This is a genomic window from Buchnera aphidicola (Pemphigus populi) (assembly GCF_964058935.1).
GTDB classification, from domain to species: domain Bacteria; phylum Pseudomonadota; class Gammaproteobacteria; order Enterobacterales; family Enterobacteriaceae; genus Buchnera_C; species Buchnera_C aphidicola_D.
Genome location: NZ_OZ060372.1, coordinates 562,389 through 587,334 on the forward strand (window position 1 = coordinate 562,389; position 24,946 = coordinate 587,334).

The 24,946-nt window shown below is 22.0% G+C and carries 23 protein-coding genes and 3 tRNA genes; 11 read left to right on the forward strand and 15 right to left on the reverse strand.

Going from position 1 to position 24,946, the window contains the following annotated elements:
• Positions 1 to 36 precede the first annotated feature (36 nt).
• Together mutY and AB4W65_RS02425 are read left to right on the forward strand one after the other, a co-directional pair.
• Positions 37 to 1,083, forward strand: coding sequence for an A/G-specific adenine glycosylase (gene mutY, locus AB4W65_RS02420; RefSeq protein WP_367673561.1), 1,047 nt, complete (start codon positions 37 to 39; stop codon positions 1,081 to 1,083).
• A 34-nt stretch (positions 1,084 to 1,117) separates the two neighbouring features.
• A complete protein-coding gene (locus tag AB4W65_RS02425) occupies positions 1,118 to 1,357 on the forward strand; it encodes an oxidative damage protection protein (RefSeq protein WP_367673562.1) in 240 nt (79 codons plus the stop codon).
• Positions 1,358 to 1,807: 450 nt separating this feature from the next.
• Here AB4W65_RS02425 and sbcB read toward each other — a convergent pair whose 3' ends face one another.
• Positions 1,808 to 3,244, reverse strand: coding sequence for an exodeoxyribonuclease I (gene sbcB, locus AB4W65_RS02430; protein ID WP_367673563.1), 1,437 nt, complete (start codon positions 3,242 to 3,244; stop codon positions 1,808 to 1,810).
• 259 nt (positions 3,245 to 3,503) lie between these two features.
• Here sbcB and AB4W65_RS02435 point away from each other — a divergent pair, with 259 nt between their 5' ends.
• Entirely contained in the window at positions 3,504 to 3,605 is a 102-nt protein-coding gene (locus tag AB4W65_RS02435) for a hypothetical protein (RefSeq protein ID WP_367673837.1), read from the forward strand.
• 24 nt (positions 3,606 to 3,629) lie between these two features.
• Here the strand turns inward: AB4W65_RS02435 and AB4W65_RS02440 are convergent.
• Positions 3,630 to 3,702, reverse strand: a tRNA-Asn gene (locus tag AB4W65_RS02440).
• Between the two features lie 167 nt (positions 3,703 to 3,869).
• On the opposite strand from AB4W65_RS02440, the gene AB4W65_RS02445 reads away from it, so the two are divergent.
• Positions 3,870 to 3,942: transfer RNA gene (locus AB4W65_RS02445), tRNA-Ile, on the forward strand.
• A gap of 158 nt (positions 3,943 to 4,100) precedes the next feature.
• A complete protein-coding gene (gene pyrE, locus AB4W65_RS02450; RefSeq protein WP_367673564.1) occupies positions 4,101 to 4,751 on the forward strand; it encodes an orotate phosphoribosyltransferase in 651 nt (216 codons plus the stop codon).
• A 13-nt stretch (positions 4,752 to 4,764) separates the two neighbouring features.
• Here pyrE and dut read toward each other — a convergent pair whose 3' ends face one another.
• The 11 genes from dut to pgi form a co-directional block, all read right to left on the reverse strand.
• Positions 4,765 to 5,220: a dUTP diphosphatase gene (gene dut / locus AB4W65_RS02455; RefSeq protein ID WP_367673565.1), complete on the reverse strand. Its 456-nt coding sequence runs from the start codon at positions 5,218 to 5,220 to the stop codon at positions 4,765 to 4,767.
• A gap of 23 nt (positions 5,221 to 5,243) precedes the next feature.
• Positions 5,244 to 6,026 carry a 3'(2'),5'-bisphosphate nucleotidase CysQ gene (gene cysQ / locus AB4W65_RS02460; RefSeq protein WP_367673566.1) on the reverse strand — a complete coding sequence of 261 codons (783 nt, stop codon included), beginning with the start codon at positions 6,024 to 6,026 and terminating at the stop codon, positions 5,244 to 5,246.
• 54 nt (positions 6,027 to 6,080) lie between these two features.
• Complete coding sequence (gene rplI, locus AB4W65_RS02465) at positions 6,081 to 6,533, reverse strand: 50S ribosomal protein L9 (RefSeq protein ID WP_367673567.1); 453 nt, start codon at positions 6,531 to 6,533, stop codon at positions 6,081 to 6,083.
• A 33-nt stretch (positions 6,534 to 6,566) separates the two neighbouring features.
• Entirely contained in the window at positions 6,567 to 6,794 is a 228-nt protein-coding gene (gene rpsR / locus AB4W65_RS02470) for a 30S ribosomal protein S18 (protein ID WP_367673568.1), read from the reverse strand.
• Between the two features lie 111 nt (positions 6,795 to 6,905).
• Positions 6,906 to 7,262 (reverse strand): 30S ribosomal protein S6, encoded by a 357-nt coding sequence (gene rpsF, locus AB4W65_RS02475; RefSeq protein ID WP_367673569.1) that lies wholly within the window; start codon positions 7,260 to 7,262, stop codon positions 6,906 to 6,908.
• Positions 7,263 to 7,510: 248 nt separating this feature from the next.
• The gene (locus AB4W65_RS02480; protein WP_367673570.1) at positions 7,511 to 8,812 is read right to left on the reverse strand and encodes an adenylosuccinate synthase; all 1,302 of its coding nucleotides are present in this window, start codon (positions 8,810 to 8,812) and stop codon (positions 7,511 to 7,513) included.
• Between the two features lie 157 nt (positions 8,813 to 8,969).
• Positions 8,970 to 9,950 (reverse strand): protease modulator HflC, encoded by a 981-nt coding sequence (gene hflC, locus AB4W65_RS02485; protein ID WP_367673571.1) that lies wholly within the window; start codon positions 9,948 to 9,950, stop codon positions 8,970 to 8,972.
• Between the two features lie 84 nt (positions 9,951 to 10,034).
• Positions 10,035 to 11,183, reverse strand: coding sequence for an FtsH protease activity modulator HflK (gene hflK / locus AB4W65_RS02490; protein WP_367673572.1), 1,149 nt, complete (start codon positions 11,181 to 11,183; stop codon positions 10,035 to 10,037).
• 402 nt (positions 11,184 to 11,585) lie between these two features.
• On the reverse strand, positions 11,586 to 12,503 hold the full coding sequence (gene miaA / locus AB4W65_RS02495; protein WP_367673838.1) for a tRNA (adenosine(37)-N6)-dimethylallyltransferase MiaA: 918 nt from the start codon (positions 12,501 to 12,503) through the stop codon (positions 11,586 to 11,588).
• 38 nt (positions 12,504 to 12,541) lie between these two features.
• Positions 12,542 to 14,302, reverse strand: a complete 1,761-nt coding sequence (mutL, locus tag AB4W65_RS02500; RefSeq protein ID WP_367673573.1) for a DNA mismatch repair endonuclease MutL — start codon at positions 14,300 to 14,302, stop codon at positions 12,542 to 12,544.
• Between the two features lie 273 nt (positions 14,303 to 14,575).
• Positions 14,576 to 16,237 (reverse strand): glucose-6-phosphate isomerase, encoded by a 1,662-nt coding sequence (gene pgi / locus AB4W65_RS02505; protein WP_367673574.1) that lies wholly within the window; start codon positions 16,235 to 16,237, stop codon positions 14,576 to 14,578.
• Between the two features lie 664 nt (positions 16,238 to 16,901).
• On the opposite strand from pgi, the gene orn reads away from it, so the two are divergent.
• Both orn and AB4W65_RS02515 read left to right on the forward strand, forming a co-directional pair.
• Entirely contained in the window at positions 16,902 to 17,456 is a 555-nt protein-coding gene (gene orn / locus AB4W65_RS02510; RefSeq protein WP_367673575.1) for an oligoribonuclease, read from the forward strand.
• Positions 17,457 to 17,608: 152 nt separating this feature from the next.
• Positions 17,609 to 17,681, forward strand: a tRNA-Gly gene (locus AB4W65_RS02515).
• Positions 17,682 to 17,961: 280 nt separating this feature from the next.
• Here AB4W65_RS02515 and rpmE read toward each other — a convergent pair.
• Positions 17,962 to 18,174 (reverse strand): 50S ribosomal protein L31, encoded by a 213-nt coding sequence (gene rpmE, locus AB4W65_RS02520; RefSeq protein WP_367673576.1) that lies wholly within the window; start codon positions 18,172 to 18,174, stop codon positions 17,962 to 17,964.
• Positions 18,175 to 18,701: 527 nt separating this feature from the next.
• Here rpmE and hslV point away from each other — a divergent pair.
• The 3 genes from hslV to AB4W65_RS02535 all read left to right on the forward strand — a co-directional run bounded on the left by hslV (position 18,702) and on the right by AB4W65_RS02535 (position 21,601).
• Positions 18,702 to 19,232, forward strand: a complete 531-nt coding sequence (gene hslV / locus AB4W65_RS02525) for an ATP-dependent protease subunit HslV (RefSeq protein ID WP_367673577.1) — start codon at positions 18,702 to 18,704, stop codon at positions 19,230 to 19,232.
• An 11-nt stretch (positions 19,233 to 19,243) separates the two neighbouring features.
• Positions 19,244 to 20,578: an HslU--HslV peptidase ATPase subunit gene (hslU, locus tag AB4W65_RS02530; RefSeq protein WP_367673578.1), complete on the forward strand. Its 1,335-nt coding sequence runs from the start codon at positions 19,244 to 19,246 to the stop codon at positions 20,576 to 20,578.
• A 276-nt stretch (positions 20,579 to 20,854) separates the two neighbouring features.
• Complete coding sequence (locus AB4W65_RS02535; RefSeq protein WP_367673579.1) at positions 20,855 to 21,601, forward strand: ferredoxin--NADP(+) reductase; 747 nt, start codon at positions 20,855 to 20,857, stop codon at positions 21,599 to 21,601.
• Between the two features lie 255 nt (positions 21,602 to 21,856).
• On the opposite strand, the gene AB4W65_RS02540 is transcribed toward AB4W65_RS02535, so the two are convergent.
• The gene (locus AB4W65_RS02540; protein WP_367673580.1) at positions 21,857 to 23,071 is read right to left on the reverse strand and encodes a hypothetical protein; all 1,215 of its coding nucleotides are present in this window, start codon (positions 23,069 to 23,071) and stop codon (positions 21,857 to 21,859) included.
• Positions 23,072 to 23,455: 384 nt separating this feature from the next.
• Between AB4W65_RS02540 and AB4W65_RS02545 the strand changes: the two genes are divergently transcribed.
• Complete coding sequence (locus AB4W65_RS02545; RefSeq protein WP_367673581.1) at positions 23,456 to 24,190, forward strand: class I SAM-dependent methyltransferase; 735 nt, start codon at positions 23,456 to 23,458, stop codon at positions 24,188 to 24,190.
• The last annotated feature ends 756 nt before the right edge of the window (positions 24,191 to 24,946 follow it).

Here is a 24,946-nt window from a genome sequence, read left to right on the forward strand (position 1 = left end):
AAATAAAATATTATAAATCAACTGGATCATAAGTATATGATAAATACATTTTCTAAATTCCATCAGTTAATTATAAATTGGTACCACGTAAATGGTAGAAAAAATTTGCCTTGGCAAACAGAAAAAACACCTTATAAAATATGGCTATCTGAAATCATGTTACAACAAACACAAGTAAAAACAGTAATTCCTTATTTCAATGTTTTTATAAAAAAATTTCCAAATTTCAATAGTTTAAAGTTGGCTTCTATAAATGAGATTTTATATCTTTGGAGTGGATTAGGATATTATACTAGAGCAAAAAATTTATACAAAACAACTAAAATTATTGCAGAAAAATATAATAATCAATTTCCGGATAATTTTATAGATCTTGTTAAACTGCCCGGAATAGGAAAATCTACAGCTGGAGCTATTTTATCACTAGCATTTGGATATTATTACCCTATTTTAGATGGAAATGTTAAAAGAGTTTTAACTCGTTACTATGCAATTAGCACAGAAATGAATAAACGCAAAACAGAAAACGAACTATGGAAAACTATTGATAAAATCACTCCAATCTATAATACTGGAAAATTTAATCAAGCTATGATGGATTTAGGATCTTTAATTTGTAAACGTACAAATCCAAAATGTAATATCTGTCCGTTACATATTAATTGTATTACTTTATCCAAAAAAAATTTTGAAAAGTATCCTAAAAAATATACTAATAAAAATATTTTAAAAAAAACTTTTTATTTTTTGATTTTACAATATAATCATTATGTATTACTTAAAAAACGACCTTCATACGGTATTTGGGCAAATTTATTTTCTTTTCCAGAATTTTATAATGAAATAAATGCACTATCTTGGATGAAAAATAAAAAAATTAAAAAAAATGAAAAAAAAATCATCAATCCTATGTATCACTATTTAACTCATTTACAATTATATATTGTACCTATATATATAAATTTAACTCTTTTACAAAAAAATAATATATATCATAATAGCAATGCTATTTGGTATAATCTTACAAAACCACAATTAATTGGTTTATCTAGTCCTGTTAAAAAAATACTAAATAAACTGTGATTTTTTAAAATATAATAAGAGATAAAAATATAAAATGAATCGTATTATTTTTTGTAAATTCTTAAAAAAAAAAGCAGAAGGACAAGATTATCAGATATATCCAGGTACGTTAGGCAAACGTATCTATAATGAAATTTCTAAATTAGCTTGGAACATGTGGATATCTAAACAAACTATATTAATTAATGAAAAAAAATTAAACACATTCTCTGTCAATGACAGGAAGATAATAGAAAAACATATGATAAATTTCTTGTTTAAGAATATAAAATAAAAACTTTCCCCATAAAAAATAGATCTGCATCTAATAATCAATACATTATTTATAATGGAAGATATTAAATAATAAGTGCCAATATTAAAATTATATTGTTTATTAAAATAAATTTATATATATATTTATCTTTATTTATAAAATAATTAATACGATTAATAAATCTATTCTTAATATAAAAATATTATTTTTAAGGAATAAGTATATTGTTAATAATTATATTATTTATCATATCAATTAAAGATGATATCTTTCATTGATTTTTAAAAAATAAAATGTGTAATTTCTTAAATTATTTATCTAATTCAGTGATATATAAATATCTATCATATTGTTAATAAAAAATATTTGCTTAATAATCATAACTAAAAATAAGAATTTTATTTCCAAAATAATATTACATATTTATATTTGATAATTTTAATAAATAGAAAATATTTATATTATAAATTATGAGAAAATATAGTTTTCTAAATCTTTAACATAAAGTAATAATTCTTTTAATAAAAAATTTTTTTTTATATGATTACTATATTTCTTTAATAAAATTTCAATATTGGATCTATAATTATATATTAATTCTTTATTTAATATTGTGCGACAATACTTTAACCATGTAATTTTTTCATTATTTTTCAAAAAATAAGGAAAATTACGTGCTTTACAACGAAATAATATATCTTTTATTCTATCATCACAGAACTCAATTCTATTGCTAATAGAATTTAATGGAAGTTGCCGATTTAATCTTTTAATAATATTCTTATCTTTATCACAAAAAAAAGCGTCATAAATTCTTTCATCAATATCTTTAGATACCATTACATGATCAAAATTTAAAATAAATAAAATATTTTTTTTAATTAATACTGTATTTTTTAAAATATGTAAATTTTTATAACAATATTTATCATCAATATTCAATCTATTTAAATCTTTTTTTGAAAGACAACTTTCTGGAGCTAATATTGGACATCTATTTATATAGACAAAAATCAGTCCAAGTGAAAAAATAGTATTATAATTTACTGGTTGTGTATATATATTATTTAAATAACTTATTAAAGTTAAAACATTTTTTGTTAAATCAATACCTATTAATATATTTTTATTTTTAGGATGCCATAAAAAAGGTACAATTAAACTAACGTTACTACGAGCATTTCCAAATAATCCTGATACATAAAACATTGGCTTCATATTATGAATATTTATTATACTTAATAATTTTTTTTTACTACGATTTTGAAATAAAAATTGAAATAATCTAGTATTTTTTTCTTTCAAAAATCTTGCTAATGAAATAGTTGCATAAACATCTGAAAGAGCATCATGTGCCATGAAGTGAGAAATATTATTTGCTTTACTAATATCTTCTAATTTAAAACTAGGAATACCTAATTTATTTATTGGCCAATTAATTTTATTAGGTCGAAATGCATAATATGCACGAACAACATCTAATAAATCCCAACGTGAATTCCCATTCATCCAGGTCCAATAATAAGGATCAAGCAAATTTCTATAAAAAATGTTACGAGTAATCTCGTCATCAAAACGAATATTATTATAACCGATCACACAAGTATTACCTGTATTAAGTATATTATAAATATTCTTAGCAAAATAAAATTCGTTAAAACCTGATGAAAATGTATATTGTGGAGTAATACCTGTAATTAATATTGCTTCTGCATTAGGTAAATAATCTATTGGTGGATAACAGAATAATATTGTCGGTTCTTCAATCATGTTAAAATTAACATCGGTACGAATACATGCAAATTGAACGGGTTTATCTAAAGCAGGATTAGTTCCAAATGTTTCATAATCATAAAATAGGAATTTTAACGTATCATCTTTATATTTTTTTAAAATTCTTATCATGATGTAATTACACGCTGTTAATTAATTAAAAAATTTATATTTATAAAAACAAAAAAATGTAAAAATATAAAGTAAAAAATATGAATAATCCAAAAAAAATTTGCATAATCTATATAATTATGTTTATTCGTTTCGTAAGAAAATAAATTAAAAAATAAAATTTACCATGTAGAAAATACGTCATAATAAAAAGAAAATATTTTTATTATATTATATTAGTGATTATATTAAAAAATTAATTTGAATAGAAATTCGATATATTCTAGATAATAATAAAAGTTATTATAAAAATAGAAAAGATGATTATATAGCTAAATCAACTATATTATCAAACAAGAGAAGAAAATGTAAAAAGAAATAAAATCTGTTAATAGAAAATCAATTGCTCCTCCGACTGGATTCGAACCAGTGACATACGGATTAACAGTCCGCCGTTCTACCAACTGAACTACAGAGGAAAGAATTATTTTAACATTATTTTTTTTTTATATCAATAAATTTCTTTTTATAATGATATGTATTTAAATTTTATTTTTATAAAAAATATTAATAAAATATGTAGAATATCACTTGATATATTATCATTTAAATCATAATATATAATAGCTGAGATAAAAAAGAAATCGGCCCTTTAGCTCAGAGGTAAGAGCAGGCGACTCATAATCGCTTGGTCGCTGGTTCAAATCCAGCAAGGGCCAAAAACTATTTCTAGTATATGATTGAAAGCGTAATACATACAATGTAAAAATGTTTATTTCTTATAAAATAAAATTGTTTTTATATTTATAAAAAAATTTTATTTTTTAAAATATAATTTTTTTAAACGATATTTTTATCAAATCACAGGATAAGTAATATGGTTGATTGGAAACAAGAATTTATTAAATTCTCTTTAAAAAAGAAAGTATTACAGTTTGGAGATTTTCAATTAAAATCCGGAAGAAAAAGCCCTTATTTTTTTAATTCCGGTTTATTTTATACCGGAAAAGATATTTCTAAATTAGGTAAATTTTATGCTCATGCCATAGTTGAATCAAAAATAAATGGTAATGTATTGTATGGATTAGCTTATAAAGGCATTCCTATTGTGACAGCTACAGCTTTTGCTTTAAATAAATACTATAATATCAATTTACCATTTTGTTTTAATAGAAAAAAAATAAAACAATATGGAGAAGGAGGGCAATTAATAGGACATAATTTGAAAAAAAACATCATAATTATAGATGATGTTATCACAGTGGGTACAGCAATTAAAAATTCAGTAAAAAAAATAGAAGAAAAAAATAAAACATCTATATCTGCAGTAATAGTATCCTTAGATCGTCAAGAATTAGGTAATAAAACAAACTCTGCCGTAAAAGAAATAGAAAGTAAATATACTTGTAAAGTAATCTCTATAATTAATATACAAGATGTAATTAATTATCTTTCAGAAGAAAAAGATATGAAATTTAATTTAAATAAATTAAATAATTATCGTTTACAATATGGAACTAAAAAATAAAATATTATAATTATTAATCTCCAGAATGGCCAAATCCTTTATTACCACGATCAGTCTTTATAGTAAAATTATTTACTATATTAAATTCTGGACGAATTATAGGAACAAAAACTATTTGTGCTATTCTATCACCCGGTCTTATAAAATATGTTTTTTTACTCCTGTTCCACAACGACACCATAACTTCACCTTGATAATCAGAATCAAGTAAACCTATTAAATTACCTAAAACAATGCCAAATTTGTGACCTAATCCAGAACGAGGTAATATCATAGCAGTAATATTAGCATCAGCAATATGAATAGCAATTCCAGTAGGTAATAAAACTGTTTGATAAGATAATAATCTCAATTTTTTTTCTAAACATGCTATTAAATCTAAAGCTGCAGAACCTTCAGTCGCATACTTTAAAAATAAAAACTCTTTGCCTAATCTGGAATCTAATACCTTAATATTAATTTTTTTCATTTTAACTTTTATTTTAATATCAATCAATTATTAATTTTGTTTTTGTAAAATTCTATTTTATATCGTTGATCACTTGCAGCAAAGAAACCTGGATTACAAAAATTTATAGATGGAAAGTAATTCAAAGGCATATTGTTACATGTTCGAACTATACCTCCAGCAGCAGTAACAATAGCATCACCGGCAGCAGTATCCCATATTTTTGTTTTACCAATACGGGGATACAACTGTATTTTACCTTCTGCTACTAAACAAAATTTTAAAGAAGAACCTATTTTAAATATTTTATAAGGCTTTAACTTTTCTAAAGCATCATATATATTATGATTATTATGATAATAACTCAGAGCAATATTTGGAGGAGAAAATTTACGGACATGTATTTCTTTTTTATATCCTTTTTCTTGTTTCCAAGCTTTATTATTATCTGTATAGTATAATATATCAAAAAATGGAACATAAATAACACCAAACACAGGTGTTCCTTGATCTATTAATGCAATATTAATTGTGAATTCATCTCGTTTATTTACAAATTCTTTTGTACCATCTAATGGATCAATTAACCAATATTTGTTCCAATTTTTATCTTTATTCCAATCAGATAAATTTTCTTCAGATAAAAAAGAAATATTTGGAGTTAGAAGACTTAATTTATTTTTAATAATATTATGCGCTATTTTATCCGCTTCTGTTACAGGAGATTTATCAAGTTTATAGGAAATATTCATTTTCACTTCATTACGATAGTATTTCATTAATATAAATCCAACTTCTTTAACTAATACCAAAATTTTTTTTAACATTTAAAAACTCTTTTATTGCAAAATAATTGATAAAAATAAAAATATACAAAAACTCTAAGAGTTAGAAACAATATCTACATTAATATTTAAACTTACTTCATTATGAGGATAGAATATTACTTGATGTCTACCTATATGACGTAGTACACCATTTGGCAAACGAATTTCATTTTTGTTGACAGCAACCCCCAACAATGTTATTGCTTCTGCTATATCACGGGATCCTATAGACCCAAATAATTTACCTTCTTCTCCAGATTTAGATCGTATAATTATTGATTCTATTAATTTTATTTTGCTTGCTCTAGATTGAGCAATATTTAACTTATTAGCTATCTTTTCTCTCAATTTTGTTTTTTGAGATTCAACAATCTCAATATTTCTTTTAGTAGCTAAAATTGCTTTTCCTTGAGGTAATAAATAGTTTCTTGCATATCCTGATTTGACATGAACTAATTCACCTAAATTACCTAATTTTTTTACTGTAGAAAGAAGAATAACCTGCATTAATGGATCCTCCATTAAAAAATATAAATTTAATTACTGATGTTGATCGGTATAAGGAAGTAATGATAAATAACGAGCTATTTTGATAGCACGAGATAATTGTCGTTGATATTTAGCTCTAGTGCCAGTAATTCTACTAGGTACAATTTTACCACTTTCAGTAATATAATTTCTTAATATAGAAATATCTTTATAATCTATTTCTTTAATTTTTTCTGAAGTAAATCTACAAAATTTACGACGACGAAAATAACGCGCCATATTCACATTTTCCTTTTTTTTATGAAAAATAATAGTTTATAATTGTTATTATTATTAACGATATAATATTGATTATTATAACTATAAAATACAATTTGTTATAAACATTTTTTATATCAATATACCTTCCTTTTTATCTATTTTTTCTTCTTTTATTTTGACCATAGGAGATGGTTCAATTATTGCTTTTTTCATATTTAAAATCACATTACGAATGATTGCGGTGTTAAACCTAAAATCGTTTGATAATGTATTAATAAATTTAGAATCAACTTCTATATTCATTAACACATAATGCGCTTTACGCAATTTATTAATAGAATAGGACAATTGACGTCTACCCCAATCTTCTAATCGATATATGGTGCCATTATTTTTTTTTATTAATTTTTTATATTGTTCTATCATTTTTGGTACGTGTTCACTTTGATCTGGATGAACCATGAATATTATCTCATAATAACTCATAAAATTACTCTTTTTGGATATAAGATTTTTTAAAAAATTAATTTTTATAAAAGTAAATAAATTTATTAAAAAATAATTACGTTATTACTATAATATATAGCAGTAATAAAAAAAATTCAATACACGATATTCCATATAATTAAAAATTATTTTTATTAAAAAATTTATTTAACTTTTTATATTTTTTCTAAAAGTTTTATAAAATTAAACTAGGACTAATTTTAAAATTAGCCCTAGTTTAATAATTATTAAATATTAAATAAATTATTTAATTTTATTATATCTTTACGATCAGGCCCTGTAGATATAAAATCAATTGGTAATTTTGTTATCTCTTCTATTCGTTTAATATAATTTCGTGCTAATAAAGGTAACTTTGATAAAGAAGTAATTCCTAAAGTACTTTCATTCCAACCAGATAAAGTTTCATAAATAGGTTCTATTTCATTCCAACCTTCTATAGAAAATGGAGTATCAACAGTAATAGAATTGTTTTTTAAATTCTTGTATGCTATACAAATTTTAATTTCTTTTAATCTATCTAAAACATCTAATTTTGTTAAAGCTAAACTAGATAAAGAATTAATTCTTATCGATCGTTTTAATGCAACCATATCTAACCAACCAGTGCGTCTTCTTCTTCCTGTCGTAGAACCAAATTCAGATCCATAGTTACAAAAATAATTATCTAATTCATTAAATACTTCTGTTGGAAAAGGACCAAACCCTACGCGAGTAGCGTATGCTTTTACAACTCCAAGTATATAATCAAAATTTAACGGACCAACTCCAGAACCAGTGCTTGCACCTCCAGAAGTACTATTAGAAGATGTTACGTAAGGATAGGTACCGTGATCAATGTCTAATAAAGTACCTTGAGCTCCTTCAAATACTATCAATTGATTACATTCAATTGCAGAATATAAGATATTTGGAATATCTGCTGTCATATCGATTAAAATATCAGATACATCCATAACATCTTTTAAAATGTTGTTATAATTTACAGGTTTTTCTTTATAAAAATTAACTAATTGATAATTATAATATTTTATTATCTTTTTTAAATTGACAGAAAAATTATCTTTATTTCGTAAATCTCCAATCCGAACACCACGTCTTGCTATTTTATCTTCATATGTGGGACCAATTCCTCGTTTTGTAGTACCGATAGAACTCATTCCACTATTTCTTTCTCGTGCTATATCCATTCTTACATGATAAGGTAATATCAAAAAACAATGTTCAGAAATTAATATTTTATCTTTAACAAAAATACCTTGTTGTTCTAACTTTTTTATTTCATCTATTAATCCAAAGGGAGAAATAACAACACCATTACCAAGTAAACCTATTACATTTTTATGTAAAATACCTGAAGGAATTATATGAAGAATTATTTTTTTACCCTCAACAACTAAAGTATGTCCCGCATTATGACCTCCTTGATAACGTACAACATATTTAGCTTTTTGAGTTAATAAATCTACAATTTTACCTTTTCCTTCATCTCCCCATTGAGCACCTAATATTATTATATTTTTATACATAATTTTAAAATAACCTATTTTATAAAAACATGATCTTCATACAATTCTATAATATGTCTTCATACATAAAAAATATAAATATGTTTTAATAAACATATTTATTATATAATTTAATATTTTAAAAATAATCTCAATTTAAATTAACAAAATTATTTTTTTATCTTTCATATGTTTTAAAAATGTTATCTGAACGTATTATAATAAAATTTTTACCTGTATTGAAAATTTTTTCATATACTTGTAGTTTTCTAAGAAAACGATAAAAATTAGGGTCTTTGATAAAAAAACTAGATAACAATTTTAATGATATTGCTTCACCTTCTCCTTTAATAATTAACCCTTTTATATTTGCATCTAACAATATTTTTATAGCTGCATAATCTGCTTTTGATTTAATTTTTTTAGCTATCAATTTTCCTTTCAATATTTCATTTCTGGCAATAAATTCATTTTCTAACTGCATATGATGATAAATTTCATTCAAAATTAGAATAGATAAAGTAATTTTTTTTATAGATATGTCTACTACTTGTACCCCTAAATTTTCAATATCACTAGAATTGATAAGTTGTTTTAGAGAAAAACTATCTTCTCTAATATTTTTATTGGTTAATATAGTATTTTTTTTATTTAAAAAAGAAGATTTTTGAACAGGATCTTTTAATCCAAATGAATAAAAATTAAATTTTTCATATATTTTTTTATTTAACAAATTTATTTTTTTTTCAATTGATGTATTTTGATTTAATTTATTAACGGTAGAAAATAATATATTTTCTAATTTCTGTTTTAATGCAAGTTCTATTTTATAGAAATGATTATTTCTGGTAGATAAATAATAACGACCAAAATCATTTATTTTCCATTGAATGGAACAATCGATTGTTAAATCTTTTTTTTCTTGATCAATAAAAATATGTAATCTATTTTCTGTGGTTTGAATTTTAGAATTTATTTTTTTTACCGATTCTATTAAAGGTAATTTATAATGTAATCCCGGTGTAAACAGTAATATATTTTTATCTTTATTTTTTACTATTTTCCCGAATCGAAACAGAATTCCACGTTCTCCTTCTTCAATCAAAAAAAAACCGGTACTTAAAAAAAAACAAAAAATACCTAATAATAAAATATACATTTTTCTCATATTTTTTAAAAATTCCTCTATTTTAATAATACTTTCTATATTTTTTAAGATTTTATAAAGAGCTGTTCTCAAATTTTATAGAAAATAATCAACATGATCATTGTTTATAATAGAAAGAAAAGAATGTAACTGAATATTTTTTCTAGAAGAAAAATATGGAGATAAGTTAAATTTATAATCATTGAGTAATAAATTATTTAATGGAATTAATAATATTGTATTATGATTTGTATCGACTAATATTTTTTTTATATGACTTAATATACTTTCAATGGTTTCAATGTAAATTTGCTCTAAGATTATTTTTTTTTTAACTCTATATTCATGTAATATTTTTGAGAAAAGAATTATGTTACTTTTTGATTTTTCTATCTTATACATTTTATATAATTTAGATTGAGTTAAAATATTTTGAGCTTTGCTATTAGCTAAAAAAATAACTTCATTTGCATAATTTTTAGACATTTTAATATATTTTTGCTTATTCTTATAAGCTAATCTAATTTCATTCAACGATGATTGCACTGCTCTCGGATAGCAAACTTTTTTAAGATTTATATCTGTAATAGAGATACCTAATTTATATATTCTTATCTTTTCTTCTGCTTCTTTTTTAATTTCATTTTTAATGATATCATTATTTTTTACAAAAATTGTATCTATATTATGACGTCCTATTATATTGTACAATACACCACGAATTATTTGACGAATATTATCATCAGGATTTTCAACTGAAAAAAGATAATCTTCAAAATTAACGATCTTATACTTTGCATTGATTTCTATATTTAATAATTTTTCTTCTATACTTAATAATAAATTAGAAAATGTAATTTCTCGTATAATGTCAACATCAATATATTTTATTTTATTAATTAAAATAGGTCTCCAATGTAATCCTGGATCAACTACATGACTGTATTTTCCTAAATGTATTACTACACCTTTTTCATTTTCTTTAATAATATAAAATCCACTAAAAAATGAACATAACAAAATCAAACTTAATATTATAAAAATTGAAGTTTTAATATTATTAAATCTATTAAAGTTTCTACCATAGTTTTTTACTATATGTCTAAATAAAGAAAAGAAATATTTTTTATTAAAAGAAAATATTTTATTTTTTCTATTTATTTTTATATCTTTATTTGATTTATTATCTTTTTTACTCCATGGATCGTGATTAAATTTATCATCACTAGGTTCATTCCAGACCATATGCATACTCCGTACGTCTACAATTAATTATGTATGATATATATTTTTTAAAATTTATATTTATTTTTTAAAAAATTTTAGTTATAGTTTATAACTATTAATTAAAAATTTCATTATTGATATTGTTTATTATAAAACTAACATATTTATATTAGTTAATATATTAATTATTAATAATTAATAAAAATGAAAATAATATTTTACTTTAATGAAATCAATAATCTTTTAATATCAATTATATCTTAAAAATATATTTTAATATTGAGCTAAATATAAATATATGGAGAAATAAATTTAATAAATAAGTTTTATATAAATAAAAATAATTTATTTAATATTTATTGTATATACGTTATTATTAATAATAAAAAATTATTTTAGTTACATAAAATATATTTAATTCTAAAATATCGTATTAGAATTATAGTATTTAAAAATTTCTAATATTTTCTTTATAGATAAATCGGTACTATCATTATATATGTAATGAACATTACGCCATTTCTTTAACCATGTCATTTGATGTTTAGCTAACTGACGTGTAGCTGTAATAGATTGTTCTATCATATCTTTATAACTTATATTACCAGATAAAAATTTCCACATTTGGAAATATCCTATTCTATTAATAGAACATGAATTAACATTTAAATTTTTTCTATTAAATAAATGTTCGACTTCTTTCTGAAAACCTAAATCTAACATATCTCTAAATCTATTCTCAATTTTTTTATGCAAAAATAATATATTTCTTGGTATCAATGAAAATTGAATAGCTTGATAGGGAAAAAAATAATTTTTTTTATTAGTTAATTCTGATAATGTTTTTCCTGAAATAAAATAAACTTCTAATGCTCTCACAACTCTTTGTAAATCATTAGGATGAATTCTATTTGCAGAAACCGGATCAATTATTTTTAATTTTTTATGGAAACAACTTAAACCTATTATTTTTGCTTCTTTAATAAAATGCTTTCGTAATTTAATATCTGCAGAAGGTAATTCTGTTAATCCTTCTAACAATATTTTATAATACAACATAGTTCCACCAACTAACAAAGGTATTTTTTTATTATTTATTATTTCTGATATTGCAATTAAAACTTCTTTTTTAAATTCACCAGCTGAATAGTTATCTTCAGCATTTTTAATATCAACTAATTTATGTGGAGCTTGAATTAATTCTTGTTTAGTTGGTTTAGCTGTTCCAATATTTAAATCTCTATAAACTAAACCTGAATCTACACTAATAATATCTACAGGCAAATAATTTCTTAATTTAATGGCTAAATTACTTTTTCCACATGCGGTTGGACCCATGAGAAAAATTACTATAGATTTTCTTTCCATAATTGAATTCATATTTTTAAAACACTCATTTTTTTATTAAAATTTATTGGTTGTAATAATTCTGAAGGAGGGAATTCTATAAAAATAGGACAAAATTTTTCCATATCTGATAATACTTTTATTATTTTAATATTATCCCATTTTATTTGTGATATTTTTATACGTAATGCAAACCATTTTAATAATGATGAATAAGTAATACTTTTTTTTAAAAACAAATGTTTTAAAAAATATAAAAATAATTTTTTCCAATCTTGTTTTTTCAAAACCATAGGTATAGTTTTTAAATAAAGATAATGAGAAAAAATAAAAAAATACAATCCAAATTTAAATAAAATATTTTTATTTTTAATAATAGAATGTAATTCTATAGCAATAATTTTAACTTTAAAAGCTTTCGGTAAAATAAATAACTCTATTTTATTAGAGTAAATATTTTTTGTATTACTAATAAAAACTAATCTTTGAGCCATAGGAAGAGAAATTAAAAAAAAACCTTTATTATTTTCAATAACCATATAATACTTATTAACTAAAGATAGCAAATAACCAAAACATTTATAAAAATTATTAAATAAGACAGTTTTTTCAAAAAAATAATATTTTTTCCATTTTTCTTGTAGATTGGAATCGTTATTTAAAAAATTTTTTAACAATAGTTTTTTAGGTATTTTATCCTTATTTTTTCCTGAAATTTTAAAAAATTTTTCATCAGATAATTTTGAATTTTTCAATATCACGTCATCATATTTTATTAATACAGTGCTCTTATTATTTTTTTTAAAAGAAAATATTATTGCTTGATAAACAAAATCATGTACTAAACGAGATTGGTTAAATTCAATTTCAGATTTATCAGGATGAATATTTATATCAATTTTATTATTTGGAATTATAATATATAAAATGGAAGGAAAAAAAACATTATTACCAAAAATTTCTTGAATAGCTTGATGTACAGCATGACGAATGATATTATTTTTTACAATACGATTGTTAACATAATAATATTGTTTATTTTGATTGAAAATTTTTTTTTCAGATAATGAAATCCAACCGGATGCATACATAAAATCTTTTTTAAAATCTATTGGTATTAATTTCTTTACAAAATTGTGATTAAATAAACTTTGTAGTCTAATAATATTTTGTGAGTTATTATCAACTCTAACATAATGTTTTATTAATTTATTATTATGTTTTAATGTAATATCAATATTTTTTTTAGATAATGCCATACAACGCACCACTTCATGAATCTTAATAAATTCACTTTTTTCAGTTTTCATAAACTTTTGACGTACAGGAACATTATAAAATAAATCACATACTGTTACGCTAGTACCTATAGGATGAGAAGTCGGTTTTAATATAATTGGATTATTATATCCTTCCGTATATAATAACCATGCTGTAGTGTTTTTCTTAGTACAAGAAATTAAAGTAGTACGTGAAATTGCAGTAATACTCGATAATGCTTCACCACGAAACCCCAAACTTTTTATAGTTTCTAAATCATTTAAAAAAAAAATTTTACTAGTGGTATGACGTAAAATAGCTATTTTTAAATCTTTTTTACTCATACCAAAACCATTATCAGAAATTCTAATTGATTGCAATCCACCCTTTTCAATGTTAACACGAATACTAGTTGCACCTGCATCTATACTATTTTCTATAAGTTCTTTTACTACTGAACTGGGACTATGAATAATTTCTCCTGCGGAAATTTGACTAATGACTTCTATAGGAAGCATGCGAATCATCATATAAACTCTTATAAAATATTGAATAATTTATAATACATTGTTAAAAATATTTAAATAATATTTAAAATATTAAATTTTATTACATATATTAGATATATAAAAAATGAATTAATATAAATAAAAAAATTTTATGTATTATTTAAAATTAATTATCTTACATATATAAGATATTAAATATAAAATATATAGATCTATATCTATTAATAAAACAAATTTACTATATTAAAGTAATTACTTAATTATTTTTTGTTATAAAAATATTGTGTACCATTTTTACTTATTGTTATCATGCCATACATTATAAAAATCAATTAAACCATTAGTAGAACTATCATAACAAATAGTTTTTTTATTCTTTTTAAGATCATCTAAAATTTGATTAGCTATTTTTTTACCTAATTCCACCCCCCACTGATCAAAACTAAAAATATTAAATATTACACCTTGTGTAAAAATTTTATGTTCATACATTGCAATTAATACACCTAAGTTATAAGGTGTAATTTTTCTTAACAAAATTGAATTTGTTGGAACGTTACCTTTTATATTTTTATATAAAGAAAGATTTAATGATTCTTTTTTATTTTTTTTTAAAAAATCTATTTTATTATATTTAATTTTTTGTTTTGTGTTACCAAATGCCAATATTTTAGTTTGTGCAAAAAAATTAGATAATAATTTTTCATGATGATCATATAACGAATTGTGACTAATAATTGGAGCTATAAAATCACAAGGTACAAATTTAGTACCCTGATGTATTAATTGATAAAAGGCATGTTGACCATTAGTTCCTGGCGCTCCCCAAATGATAGGTCCTGTTTGATATGAAATATCATTACCATTACGATCTACATTTTTACCATTTGATTCCATGTTACCCTGTTGAAAATAAGTAGAAAAAAGATGCATATATTGATCATAAGGAAAGATAGCTTCTGTCTCTGAACAAAAAAAATTATTGTACCAGATACCTATAAGAGCCAATAATACCGGAATATTTTTATTAAATGGAAGTTGATAAAAATGCATATCCATATCATGAGCTCCATTTAATAACTTAGAAAAATTTTTAAATCCTATAGAAAGTACAATAGATAAACCAACAGCAGACCAGAGAGAGTATCGACCTCCTACCCAATCCCAAATTGGAAAAATATTTTCTAAATCAATCCCAAAATTTATTACTTTTTTTGTATTCATGGATACAGCAATAAAATGTTTTTTTACATTTTTTATATCACCTGCATGTTTCAAAAACCAATTTCTAACAGAATATGCATTTGTAATTGTTTCTTGAGTTGTGAAAGTTTTTGAAATAATAAGAAACAACGTAGTTTCATAGGATACTTTTTTTAAAACTTCAGAGATATCTGTGCCATCTATATTAGATACATAATGTATATTTAAATGATTCTTATAAGGATATAAAGATTCAGTTACCATACGAGGTCCTAAATCAGAACCTCCAATCCCAATATTTACTATATCGGTAATTTTTTTACCAGTACAACCTCTCCAATTACCGTTAATAACCATTTCAGAAAAACATTCCATTTTTTTTAGAACAATATCCACGTCTAACATTATGTTTTTTCCATCTACCATAATGGGAGAATTAATTTTGTTCCTTAATGCAATATGTAATACTGAACGATTTTCTGTTTTGTTAATCTTATCTCCTTTAAACATAGCTTTAATAGCATTGGACAAATTTATTTCTTTAGCTAAATTTAATAATTTCAATATAGTTTCTTCAGTGATTAAATTTTTAGAAAAATCAAACAGTATTTCATTATTAAAACAAATTGAAAATTTTTTAAAACGTTGATTATCTTTAAAAAACAAATCTGATATATGAACATTTTTTATTTTTTTAAAATGATTTTTTAATTCCTGCCAAGCAATAGTTTTAATAGGATTGATATTATCCATATGTACTCTTTAATATTGTAAAATAAATAATGATATTATAACCACTTAAAATATAATTTTAATATATTGTATTAAATACAGTGACATAAAAATTTTTCAATATTGTATTCATAAAAATAAAATAATTTTTTTTAATAAAAACAATAAGATAAAAATATTTATTTTTTATCTTATAAAAAAATATTTTTTGTTATCTTTCACCCTGTTTTTATACTGATTATTTTATTATTTATTATACTATTAACATAACAATGTTAATTTTCCAATGAAAATACGGTTAAAAATAGAAAAAAATTTTAAATAGCATCAACAATAAATATTTTTATTGAATAATAATATTTATTATCTCATAAAGAAATTAATTTACTTTACATTACCCAAATATTTAATAAATGCTAATCACCGAAAATATAAAGTAAATTACATAATTTAATTTTAAAAAATTATTAATTTATAATTAAAACATTATTTGTACTCTATAAAGACGTATATGTATACTTATATAAAATTTATTACAGTATTATTAAGTAAAAATAATATTATTACAGATAAAAATCTCAATATATTAAATAATTATCAAGAACACTAATTCAAATAAATGTTTATATATATTAAAATAAAAAATATAATATATTTTTTCATTATATTACTTATATTATCAATTATGGAAAATAGAATAGATAAAAAAAACAATCTTATCTGGATTGATCTGGAAATGACAGGACTGAATCCGAATAAAAACAAAATTATTGAAATAGCTACTTTGATTACAGATAAAAATTTAAATATTTTATCCACAGGTCCTGTAATTGCAATACATCAATCTGAAATAACGTTAAAATATATGGATAAATGGAATATCAAAATACATACAAAAAGTGGTTTAATTAATAGAGTAAAAAAAAGTTTATATGGTGAACGACATGCTGAAATGCAGACTCTTAATTTTTTAAAAAAATGGAGCTTATTTAATACTTCTCCTATGTGTGGCAACAGTATTCATTATGATAGACATTTTCTATATAAATACATGCCAAAATTAGAAAAATATTTTTATTATAGACATATTGATGTCAGTAGTATTAGAGAAGTGATTTCATTTTGGAAACCCAATATCTTAAAAAAATTTATAAAAAAAAATAATCATTCAGCATTACAAGACATAAAAAGTTCAATAAAAGAATTATTATATTATCGTAAATTTTTTATTAATAAATAAAAATAATAATAAAAATGTATATTTATAATCTAAATATATTTTATTAGTAATATTAATCACCAATAAACACTTGAATATATATTTATATTTTTATATAATAAAAATGATATTTTATTTAAAATAACATATTTTATTAATAATATTTCATTAATGCGGGAATAGCTCAGTTGGTAGAGTACAACCTTGCCAAGGTTGGGGTCGCGAGTTCGAATCTCGTTTCCCGCTATTAAATCAATCCTATCTGAAAAATCCTAGTTTTAAAATAAAAGAGCGTCTATGTTTTTATCTTTATTAACAGCATCAGATTTTATTAATATTTTTAATAAAATATTTTTACGTATTACTTAATATTAATTACTTATAGTATTTAATTAATATTAAAAAATATTTTTTATATATACAGATAAGAATCTTCTTTTTAGATTATCAATATTATTTAAAATAAATGTAGAATTGTTATTGAATATTATTTTTATTAAACTGAAAAGATTGTCTGAATAATAAATTATACTTTATTCACCATTTTAAAACGTTTATTAAATTTTTCTATTTGCCCTCCTGTATCCAATACTCTTTGTTTTCCTGTATAAAAAGGATGACATTTAGAACATACGTCAAGATTAATATCCTTATGAATAGTAGAATAAAATAAAATTTTATTACCACAAGAACATGAAGCTTTAACTTTATTATAACTTGGATGAATTTTCTTTTTCATATGAAACCTTAATAAAAATTATTATCATTTAATAAAATAAAATATAAAATATATATATTAGTATTATAAAAAATTTTTTATATAAAATAAATAAATATATTTTTTGTTTTATAGAAATATTTTTATAAGAAACAAAGTGTATTAATATACAATTGAATAAAATTTAGCTATATTAGAACATTTTTTCATAAAATAATTAAGATAATCACATAATAAAAAATTATTATCTTACATAAAAATAAAATGAAAATAGTTACATCAATGCAGTTAATATCACTAATTTTATTTTTATTCTTATTTATATTATTTTTTATATGTTGATTATTAAAAAATAATATAAATATTATTTTCTTAAAAAATATCTCTATGATACATATTTTATAGATTTTATTTTTTATGATTTATAACTTTTCTATATCAATTTCATTAATTATTGTTAATAAAATATATTTATTTTTTAATTTTATTATAATATTGAATTATATATTAAGTATACTGGATATTTATTACTATAAAGGATTTAATCTGTGACAACAATATTAAGTATTCGATTAAAAGATAAAGTAGTTATTGGTGGAGATGGACAAGCCACTCTAGGCAATACTATTATGAAAAGTAACGTTAAAAAAGTAAGATCGCTATACCATGACACAATCATTGCTGGTTTTGCTGGTGGTACTGCAGATGCATTTACATTATTCGGATTATTTGAAAAAAAATTAGCTATGTATCAGGGAAAATTACTACGTTCAGCTATCGAATTAGCAAAAGACTGGAGAACTGATCGTATATTACGTAAATTAGAAGCTTTATTAGCTGTTGCAGATAAAGATACATCTCTAATTATTACGGGAAATGGAGATGTTATTCAACCAGAAAATGATTTAATTGCTATTGGATCAGGTGGGCCTTATGCACAAGCAGCGGCTCTTGCATTGTTAGAAAATAGTTCTCTTCCAGCTATTCAAATTGTAGAGAAATCACTATACATCGCTGCTAAAATTTGTATATATACAAATAATAATTTTACTATTAAAGAATTACCTTCAGAAAAGTAAGGATTATCCCAATGTCTGAAATGACTCCTCGTGAGATCGTCAGAGAACTTAATAAATTCATTATTGGTCAAGAAAAAGCAAAACGCGCCGTAGCTATTGCATTACGTAATCGTTGGAGACGTATGCAACTTAATGATGAACTAAAATGTGAAATTACACCTAAAAATATACTGATGATTGGACCTACAGGTGTAGGTAAAACAGAAATAGCTCGAAGATTAGCTAAATTGGCTCATTCTCCATTTATAAAAATAGAGGCGACTAAATTCACAGAAGTAGGTTATGTTGGTAAAGAAGTTGATTCTATTATTCGAGATTTAACAGATGTTGCTATTAAAATAGTACGCACACAAACTATTAAAAAAAATAGAAGTCAAGTTAATGAAAGAGTAGAAGAAAGAATATTAGATATATTAATTCCTACTGCAAAAAAAAACTGGCAGGAATCTGAAGATGTTAATAGACCTGCAGGAACTATTCAAATTTTTAGAAAGAAATTACGTGAAGGTGAATTAGATGAAAAAGAAATTGAAATTAATGTAGCTACCAATCCTATGGGAGTTGAAATTATGGCTCCACCAGGTATGGAAGAATTAACTGGTCAATTACAATCTATATTCCAAAATTTAGGGGGAAATAAAAAAAGTGTTAGAAAATTAAAAATAAAAGATGCAATTAAATTATTAAAAGAAGAAGAAGCCACTAAACTAATTAATCAAGATGAATTAAAAAAATCTGCTATCAATGCTGTAGAACAACAAGGTATTGTATTTATCGATGAAATTGATAAAATCTGTAAACGCAGTGGTTCTTCTTCTGGACCAGACGTTTCACGTGAAGGAGTACAACGTGATCTACTACCTTTAATAGAAGGATGTACTGTATCCACCAAATATGGTATGGTTAAAACGGACCATATTCTATTTATTGCATCTGGCGCTTTTCAAACTGCTACTCCATCTGATCTTATTCCAGAATTACAAGGTCGATTACCTATTCGTGTAGAATTACAAGCTTTAACCATAGATGATTTTGAAAAAATATTAACAGAACCAAGTATTTCTATTACTACTCAGTATAAAGCTCTTATGGAAACAGAAGGAGTTATTATTAATTTTACTAAAAAAGGGATCCGTCGTATAGCGGAGACAGCTTGGCAGGTAAATGAATCAATGGAAAATATTGGAGCACGCCGTTTATATACTGTGTTAGAACGTTTAACTGAAGAAATCTCATTTCATTCTAATGAAAAAAATGGAGAAATTATTAATATTGATCAAGATTATGTAAAAATACACTTAGATAAATTAATTTCAGATGAAGATCTCAGTAAATTTATTTTATAAAAAATAAATATTAACATTATTTATAAAAAATTATTAACTTTCCTATATTAGAAATATATCTAAAATAGGAAAGTTGCATCTTAAAAAGATGTTTTTAGAAAAAAGTCAAATATTATATTTTTGTCAATAAAAACTGTAAAAAATATCTTTATTCCAAAAAAAATTAAAAATTAAATATATTATTTTTTGATAGTAATATTTTTATCTGAAACTGAAATATAACAGATATTTTAAATATTTTTATGATCAAATATCATATAACAATAGGAATTACATATGAACAAATGGATTACAGGAAAAGTCATTAAAGTAAATAAATGGACTTCAAATTTATTTAGTATCATCTTGCATGCATCAATTACACCATTTACTGCTGGTCAATTTGCTAAATTATCTTTTAAAGAAGCAATAGAGATAAAACGTGCTTATTCATATGTTAATCCACCTCATGATAAAAATTTAGAATTTTATATAGTATTAATCCCTAAAGGAAAAATGACTTTCCGCTTATATAATTTAAAATATAATGATGAAATTTTAATCACAAAACAAGCTTCTGGATTTTTTACTATAGAAGAGATACCTATATGTAGAGATTTATGGATGTTTGCTACTGGTACAGCTATTGGTCCTTTTTTATCTATATTACAAGAAAAAAATAATAAAATTAAAGAATTCAAGAATATTATATTAATACATGCTGTACGATATACTAAAGAATTAAATTATGGTGATCGTATAAAACAAATAAAAGAAAATTATAATGGTAAATTACATACTCATACTATAGTTAGTAGAGAAAATTCAAAGGATTCTCTGATGGGTAGGATTCCATATTTAATAATAAACAAAGAATTAGAAAATAAGGTAGGATTTCAAATTAACACTAATGTTTCACATATTATGTTATGTGGAAATCCCAATATGGTAAGAGATACAAACAAAGTTCTTTTAGAAAATAAAAACATGCGTAAAAATTATCGTCGTAATCCCGGACATATTACTTGTGAAAATTATTGGTAATTAATTTTTATTAATATTATTGTATCATGTAAATGATCACATTATTTAGAGTCTGCTGATATTCATATAAATATCAGCAGACTCTAAATAATAATAAATATATTATTATATTAAAATAATAAATATTTATATAGGAATATAAATTCCATTTTATATTCCTACTTAAAATTTAATAAAATATATCCATTACTCAATTGCTTAAATTTACATAAATATAAGTATCAAAAATATACATAAGATATCATTGTATCTTACTTACTGAATAAAAGATGAATATGTAACTTCAGGTGCTTGATCTTTTGATAATATCATTGATGCTTTAATACCAAGAATATTATATTTACTAACAGCATTTTTATCGATGGACATTAATTCTGCTACATTTGTTGCAGTTAATTTGAATTTTCCATTATTTAATTCTTGAACATTATATAAGATAGTTGGTTTTTTTTGTGTACATTCAGATAAATCTTGGTGTTTAATATAAAACTCATAGTATGCTTGTTTAAAAATACCAGGATGTAAATATGCAGAAAGTAGCTGTCTAGATTTAAGATTTGGTATAATTTTTTTAAATCCATGCAACATTGCCATTGGTGACTTCTTAGAAATTTTATTTCCATTTACAGTCAATAAAGAATTTTCTCCTGTATAAATAAAATTTTTATCCAATCTTCCTGTATCTTTTAAAGAATGAAAATTTTCTTGATATTGATTGACAAAATTAGCAACATCTAAAGATGAATTTAATTCATTTAAAGGTTGCCAAGCTGGTGAATCTTGATCTTGATCATTTAATAAAGAAAAAGGATTATTTTTAGATTGATACAAAGATACATTATTTATAGAATGTTTTTTTTCTGGTAAAATATTATTATTATTAATATATTTAAAAGATTTATCTTTATAATTTTTATCTGTAGAAACTTTTTTTTCTTTTTTATTTATTTGTTTAACTATTTCTTCATTAATAATTTTATATCTTTTTAATTTATTAAAACGACTTATAAATATATGAATCATTTTTTTAGTAAACAAAATAGATGAACTAAAAGTTGTTTCTCCTATATCCATTAATTTATTAGCAATTTGCATCACTGCATTATCAGTATCAGCTATTGACTTAGATGAAATTTTAACCGGTTTATGATTTGATAAATTTGCAATAAATGAATTAATATATTTATCTATTTTAGATAATTCAGAATTTGAAAACCTATTTTTACATGTTTTTTTTTTGTTAATCGTATTTTTTTTATTGAAATCAATATTAATAGTAGATATCATATAAAGATGAGATTTTTTTTCAGACTTGAAATTAACTGATTCACTACTTGGTAGTGAAGAAGATGTAAGATTGCTTAAATCTCTTTTTTTTATTTTTCCTTTTGTATTTTTATTTTCTCCTATTTTTATTTTATTTTTTATATCTAAAATTTGTGTTGGATTTAAAATTGATATGGATGACATAACATTATGTCCTATCTTTATTTTTTATAATTCCTTTTTACTTGAATTTAGTTTTTTAGTCAAGTTATCAACGAGTTAATTAATTAAAAAATAATGTAATTTTTGAAAAAATAAATAATAATTAATATTATTAATAACATTATCTGTACAAAAAAACCTAGATAGAAAAAGGATTTCTTTATATTTGAGAATATTATTTGTTTAAAATTTTTAAATATCATATTAAAAAATAATTATTCATTTAATATAAAAAAGTTGTATAAATATATTATTTTAAATAAATAATTTTTTTTAAACACCATATAAAAAATTTTTTATAGTTAAAAAATAAGATTAAATATTATTTATATATACTTATAAAAAATTAAAAATATACTCTAATAAATGAAAATATATATTATTAATAAATCTTTTAAAAGAAAAAAAAATATTATAGATAAATGGGGGTTAGAACATGATCAAAATGCATTAATGGCTTTAATTATTAAAAATAATAGATTAGAGATATTTAAAAGAGATGAACCTAATTTAGGAAATTTCTGGATTGACTTTGCTCACAAGAAACTAATATATAGGATACAAAGCCAGGTACTAAAAAAAGAAGCTATAGCAAAAGCGATTGGTATCAAAAAGAATAATTATCTCAATGTAGTGGATGCAACAGCTGGACTAGGTAAAGATGCTTTAGTATTAACAGCTTTAGGATGTAAAGTATGTATGATAGAACGCAATCCCATCGTAGCTGCTTTACTAGAAGATGCTTTAAAAAGAAATTATCCATATAATAATATTAATCTCTTACTTAAGGAAAAAATGAGTTTAATTTACGCTTCTAGTTTGAGTATATTAAAAAAATTAAAATATAAACCAGATGTCACATATTTAGATCCTATGTATCCTATTACAAAAAAAAATATGGTTAAAAAAGACATGTATTTTTTACGATTACTCATTGGAGAAGATAAAGACTCGGGTGACTTATTAACATTAGCTAGAAAATGTTCTAAAAAACGTGTAATTGTAAAACGACAACTTTATGCTCCCTATTTATCTGGAATAAAAACTAAGAATGCTATTATATCTAAAAAACACCGTTTTGATATTTATTCTCCTTTATAAAATATAATTTTATTTAATTAATGTATAGTAAACGTTTTTTAATATTTTTAAATTAATTTTTTTGATTAAAATATATTTATATTATTTTAACATATTGAATATTTGTATGCTTATATAAAACATATTCTTTTATTTTAATTTAATTAAATTAAAAATATTTAAATATATTTTTATATAAAAAACTGATTTTATTAGAAATATTTAATATAAAATACGCTTTTATTCTATAAAAATTACATTAAATTTATTGATTTATCTTATCTTAAGAGACTAGTAATGATTGAAAATAAAAATTAAAAATAAACAATAATAGAATAATTTTTATATATATTTATATAATATAGTTCAATGTAAATTTATTTTTAATTTATTAATAATTACTAATTTTACATATTTGAATTTTATTCTTGTTAATATTTAATTATTAATAATATTAACAAGAATAATTTTATTATTGATAGTATTATTAATAATAATATATTCTAATGCATGACAAATGAAATTATTGATGTATACTTAAAAACTGTAAAGAAATGAAATATGTACTAAATTGTGATCTAAAATAAAAAAATTATAGTAATAAAATCAACTATACTAAAAATATTGTTGAATTAAATTAATAATTTAATTATTGTGCGAGACAAAAAATAAATTATAATAAAACTCTAATAAATATATTATAGATTTCTTAAATCCAACACGCCAAAAAATAAAACTGATATTTAATATGTACAACTTGTATCGCATGATAATATA

Coding starts and splice junctions, on each gene's coding strand:
- cysQ (WP_367673566.1), bottom strand. CDS start 6,026: ATGTTAAAAAAAATTTTGGTATTAGTTAAAGAAGTTGGATTTATATTA.
- rplI (WP_367673567.1), bottom strand. CDS start 6,533: ATGCAGGTTATTCTTCTTTCTACAGTAAAAAAATTAGGTAATTTAGGT.
- AB4W65_RS02535 (WP_367673579.1), top strand. CDS start 20,855: ATGAACAAATGGATTACAGGAAAAGTCATTAAAGTAAATAAATGGACT.
- miaA (WP_367673838.1), bottom strand. CDS start 12,503: ATGGGTCCAACCGCATGTGGAAAAAGTAATTTAGCCATTAAATTAAGA.
- sbcB (WP_367673563.1), bottom strand. CDS start 3,244: ATGATAAGAATTTTAAAAAAATATAAAGATGATACGTTAAAATTCCTA.
- rpmE (WP_367673576.1), bottom strand. CDS start 18,174: ATGAAAAAGAAAATTCATCCAAGTTATAATAAAGTTAAAGCTTCATGT.
- hflC (WP_367673571.1), bottom strand. CDS start 9,950: ATGTATATTTTATTATTAGGTATTTTTTGTTTTTTTTTAAGTACCGGT.
- hflK (WP_367673572.1), bottom strand. CDS start 11,183: ATGGTCTGGAATGAACCTAGTGATGATAAATTTAATCACGATCCATGG.
- AB4W65_RS02545 (WP_367673581.1), top strand. CDS start 23,456: ATGAAAATATATATTATTAATAAATCTTTTAAAAGAAAAAAAAATATT.
- mutY (WP_367673561.1), top strand. CDS start 37: ATGATAAATACATTTTCTAAATTCCATCAGTTAATTATAAATTGGTAC.
- rpsR (WP_367673568.1), bottom strand. CDS start 6,794: ATGGCGCGTTATTTTCGTCGTCGTAAATTTTGTAGATTTACTTCAGAA.
- AB4W65_RS02425 (WP_367673562.1), top strand. CDS start 1,118: ATGAATCGTATTATTTTTTGTAAATTCTTAAAAAAAAAAGCAGAAGGA.
- mutL (WP_367673573.1), bottom strand. CDS start 14,302: ATGATGATTCGCATGCTTCCTATAGAAGTCATTAGTCAAATTTCCGCA.
- pgi (WP_367673574.1), bottom strand. CDS start 16,237: ATGGATAATATCAATCCTATTAAAACTATTGCTTGGCAGGAATTAAAA.
- AB4W65_RS02480 (WP_367673570.1), bottom strand. CDS start 8,812: ATGTATAAAAATATAATAATATTAGGTGCTCAATGGGGAGATGAAGGA.
- AB4W65_RS02540 (WP_367673580.1), bottom strand. CDS start 23,071: ATGTCATCCATATCAATTTTAAATCCAACACAAATTTTAGATATAAAA.
- rpsF (WP_367673569.1), bottom strand. CDS start 7,262: ATGAGTTATTATGAGATAATATTCATGGTTCATCCAGATCAAAGTGAA.
- dut (WP_367673565.1), bottom strand. CDS start 5,220: ATGAAAAAAATTAATATTAAGGTATTAGATTCCAGATTAGGCAAAGAG.
- hslU (WP_367673578.1), top strand. CDS start 19,244: ATGTCTGAAATGACTCCTCGTGAGATCGTCAGAGAACTTAATAAATTC.
- pyrE (WP_367673564.1), top strand. CDS start 4,101: ATGGTTGATTGGAAACAAGAATTTATTAAATTCTCTTTAAAAAAGAAA.
- orn (WP_367673575.1), top strand. CDS start 16,902: ATGGAAAATAGAATAGATAAAAAAAACAATCTTATCTGGATTGATCTG.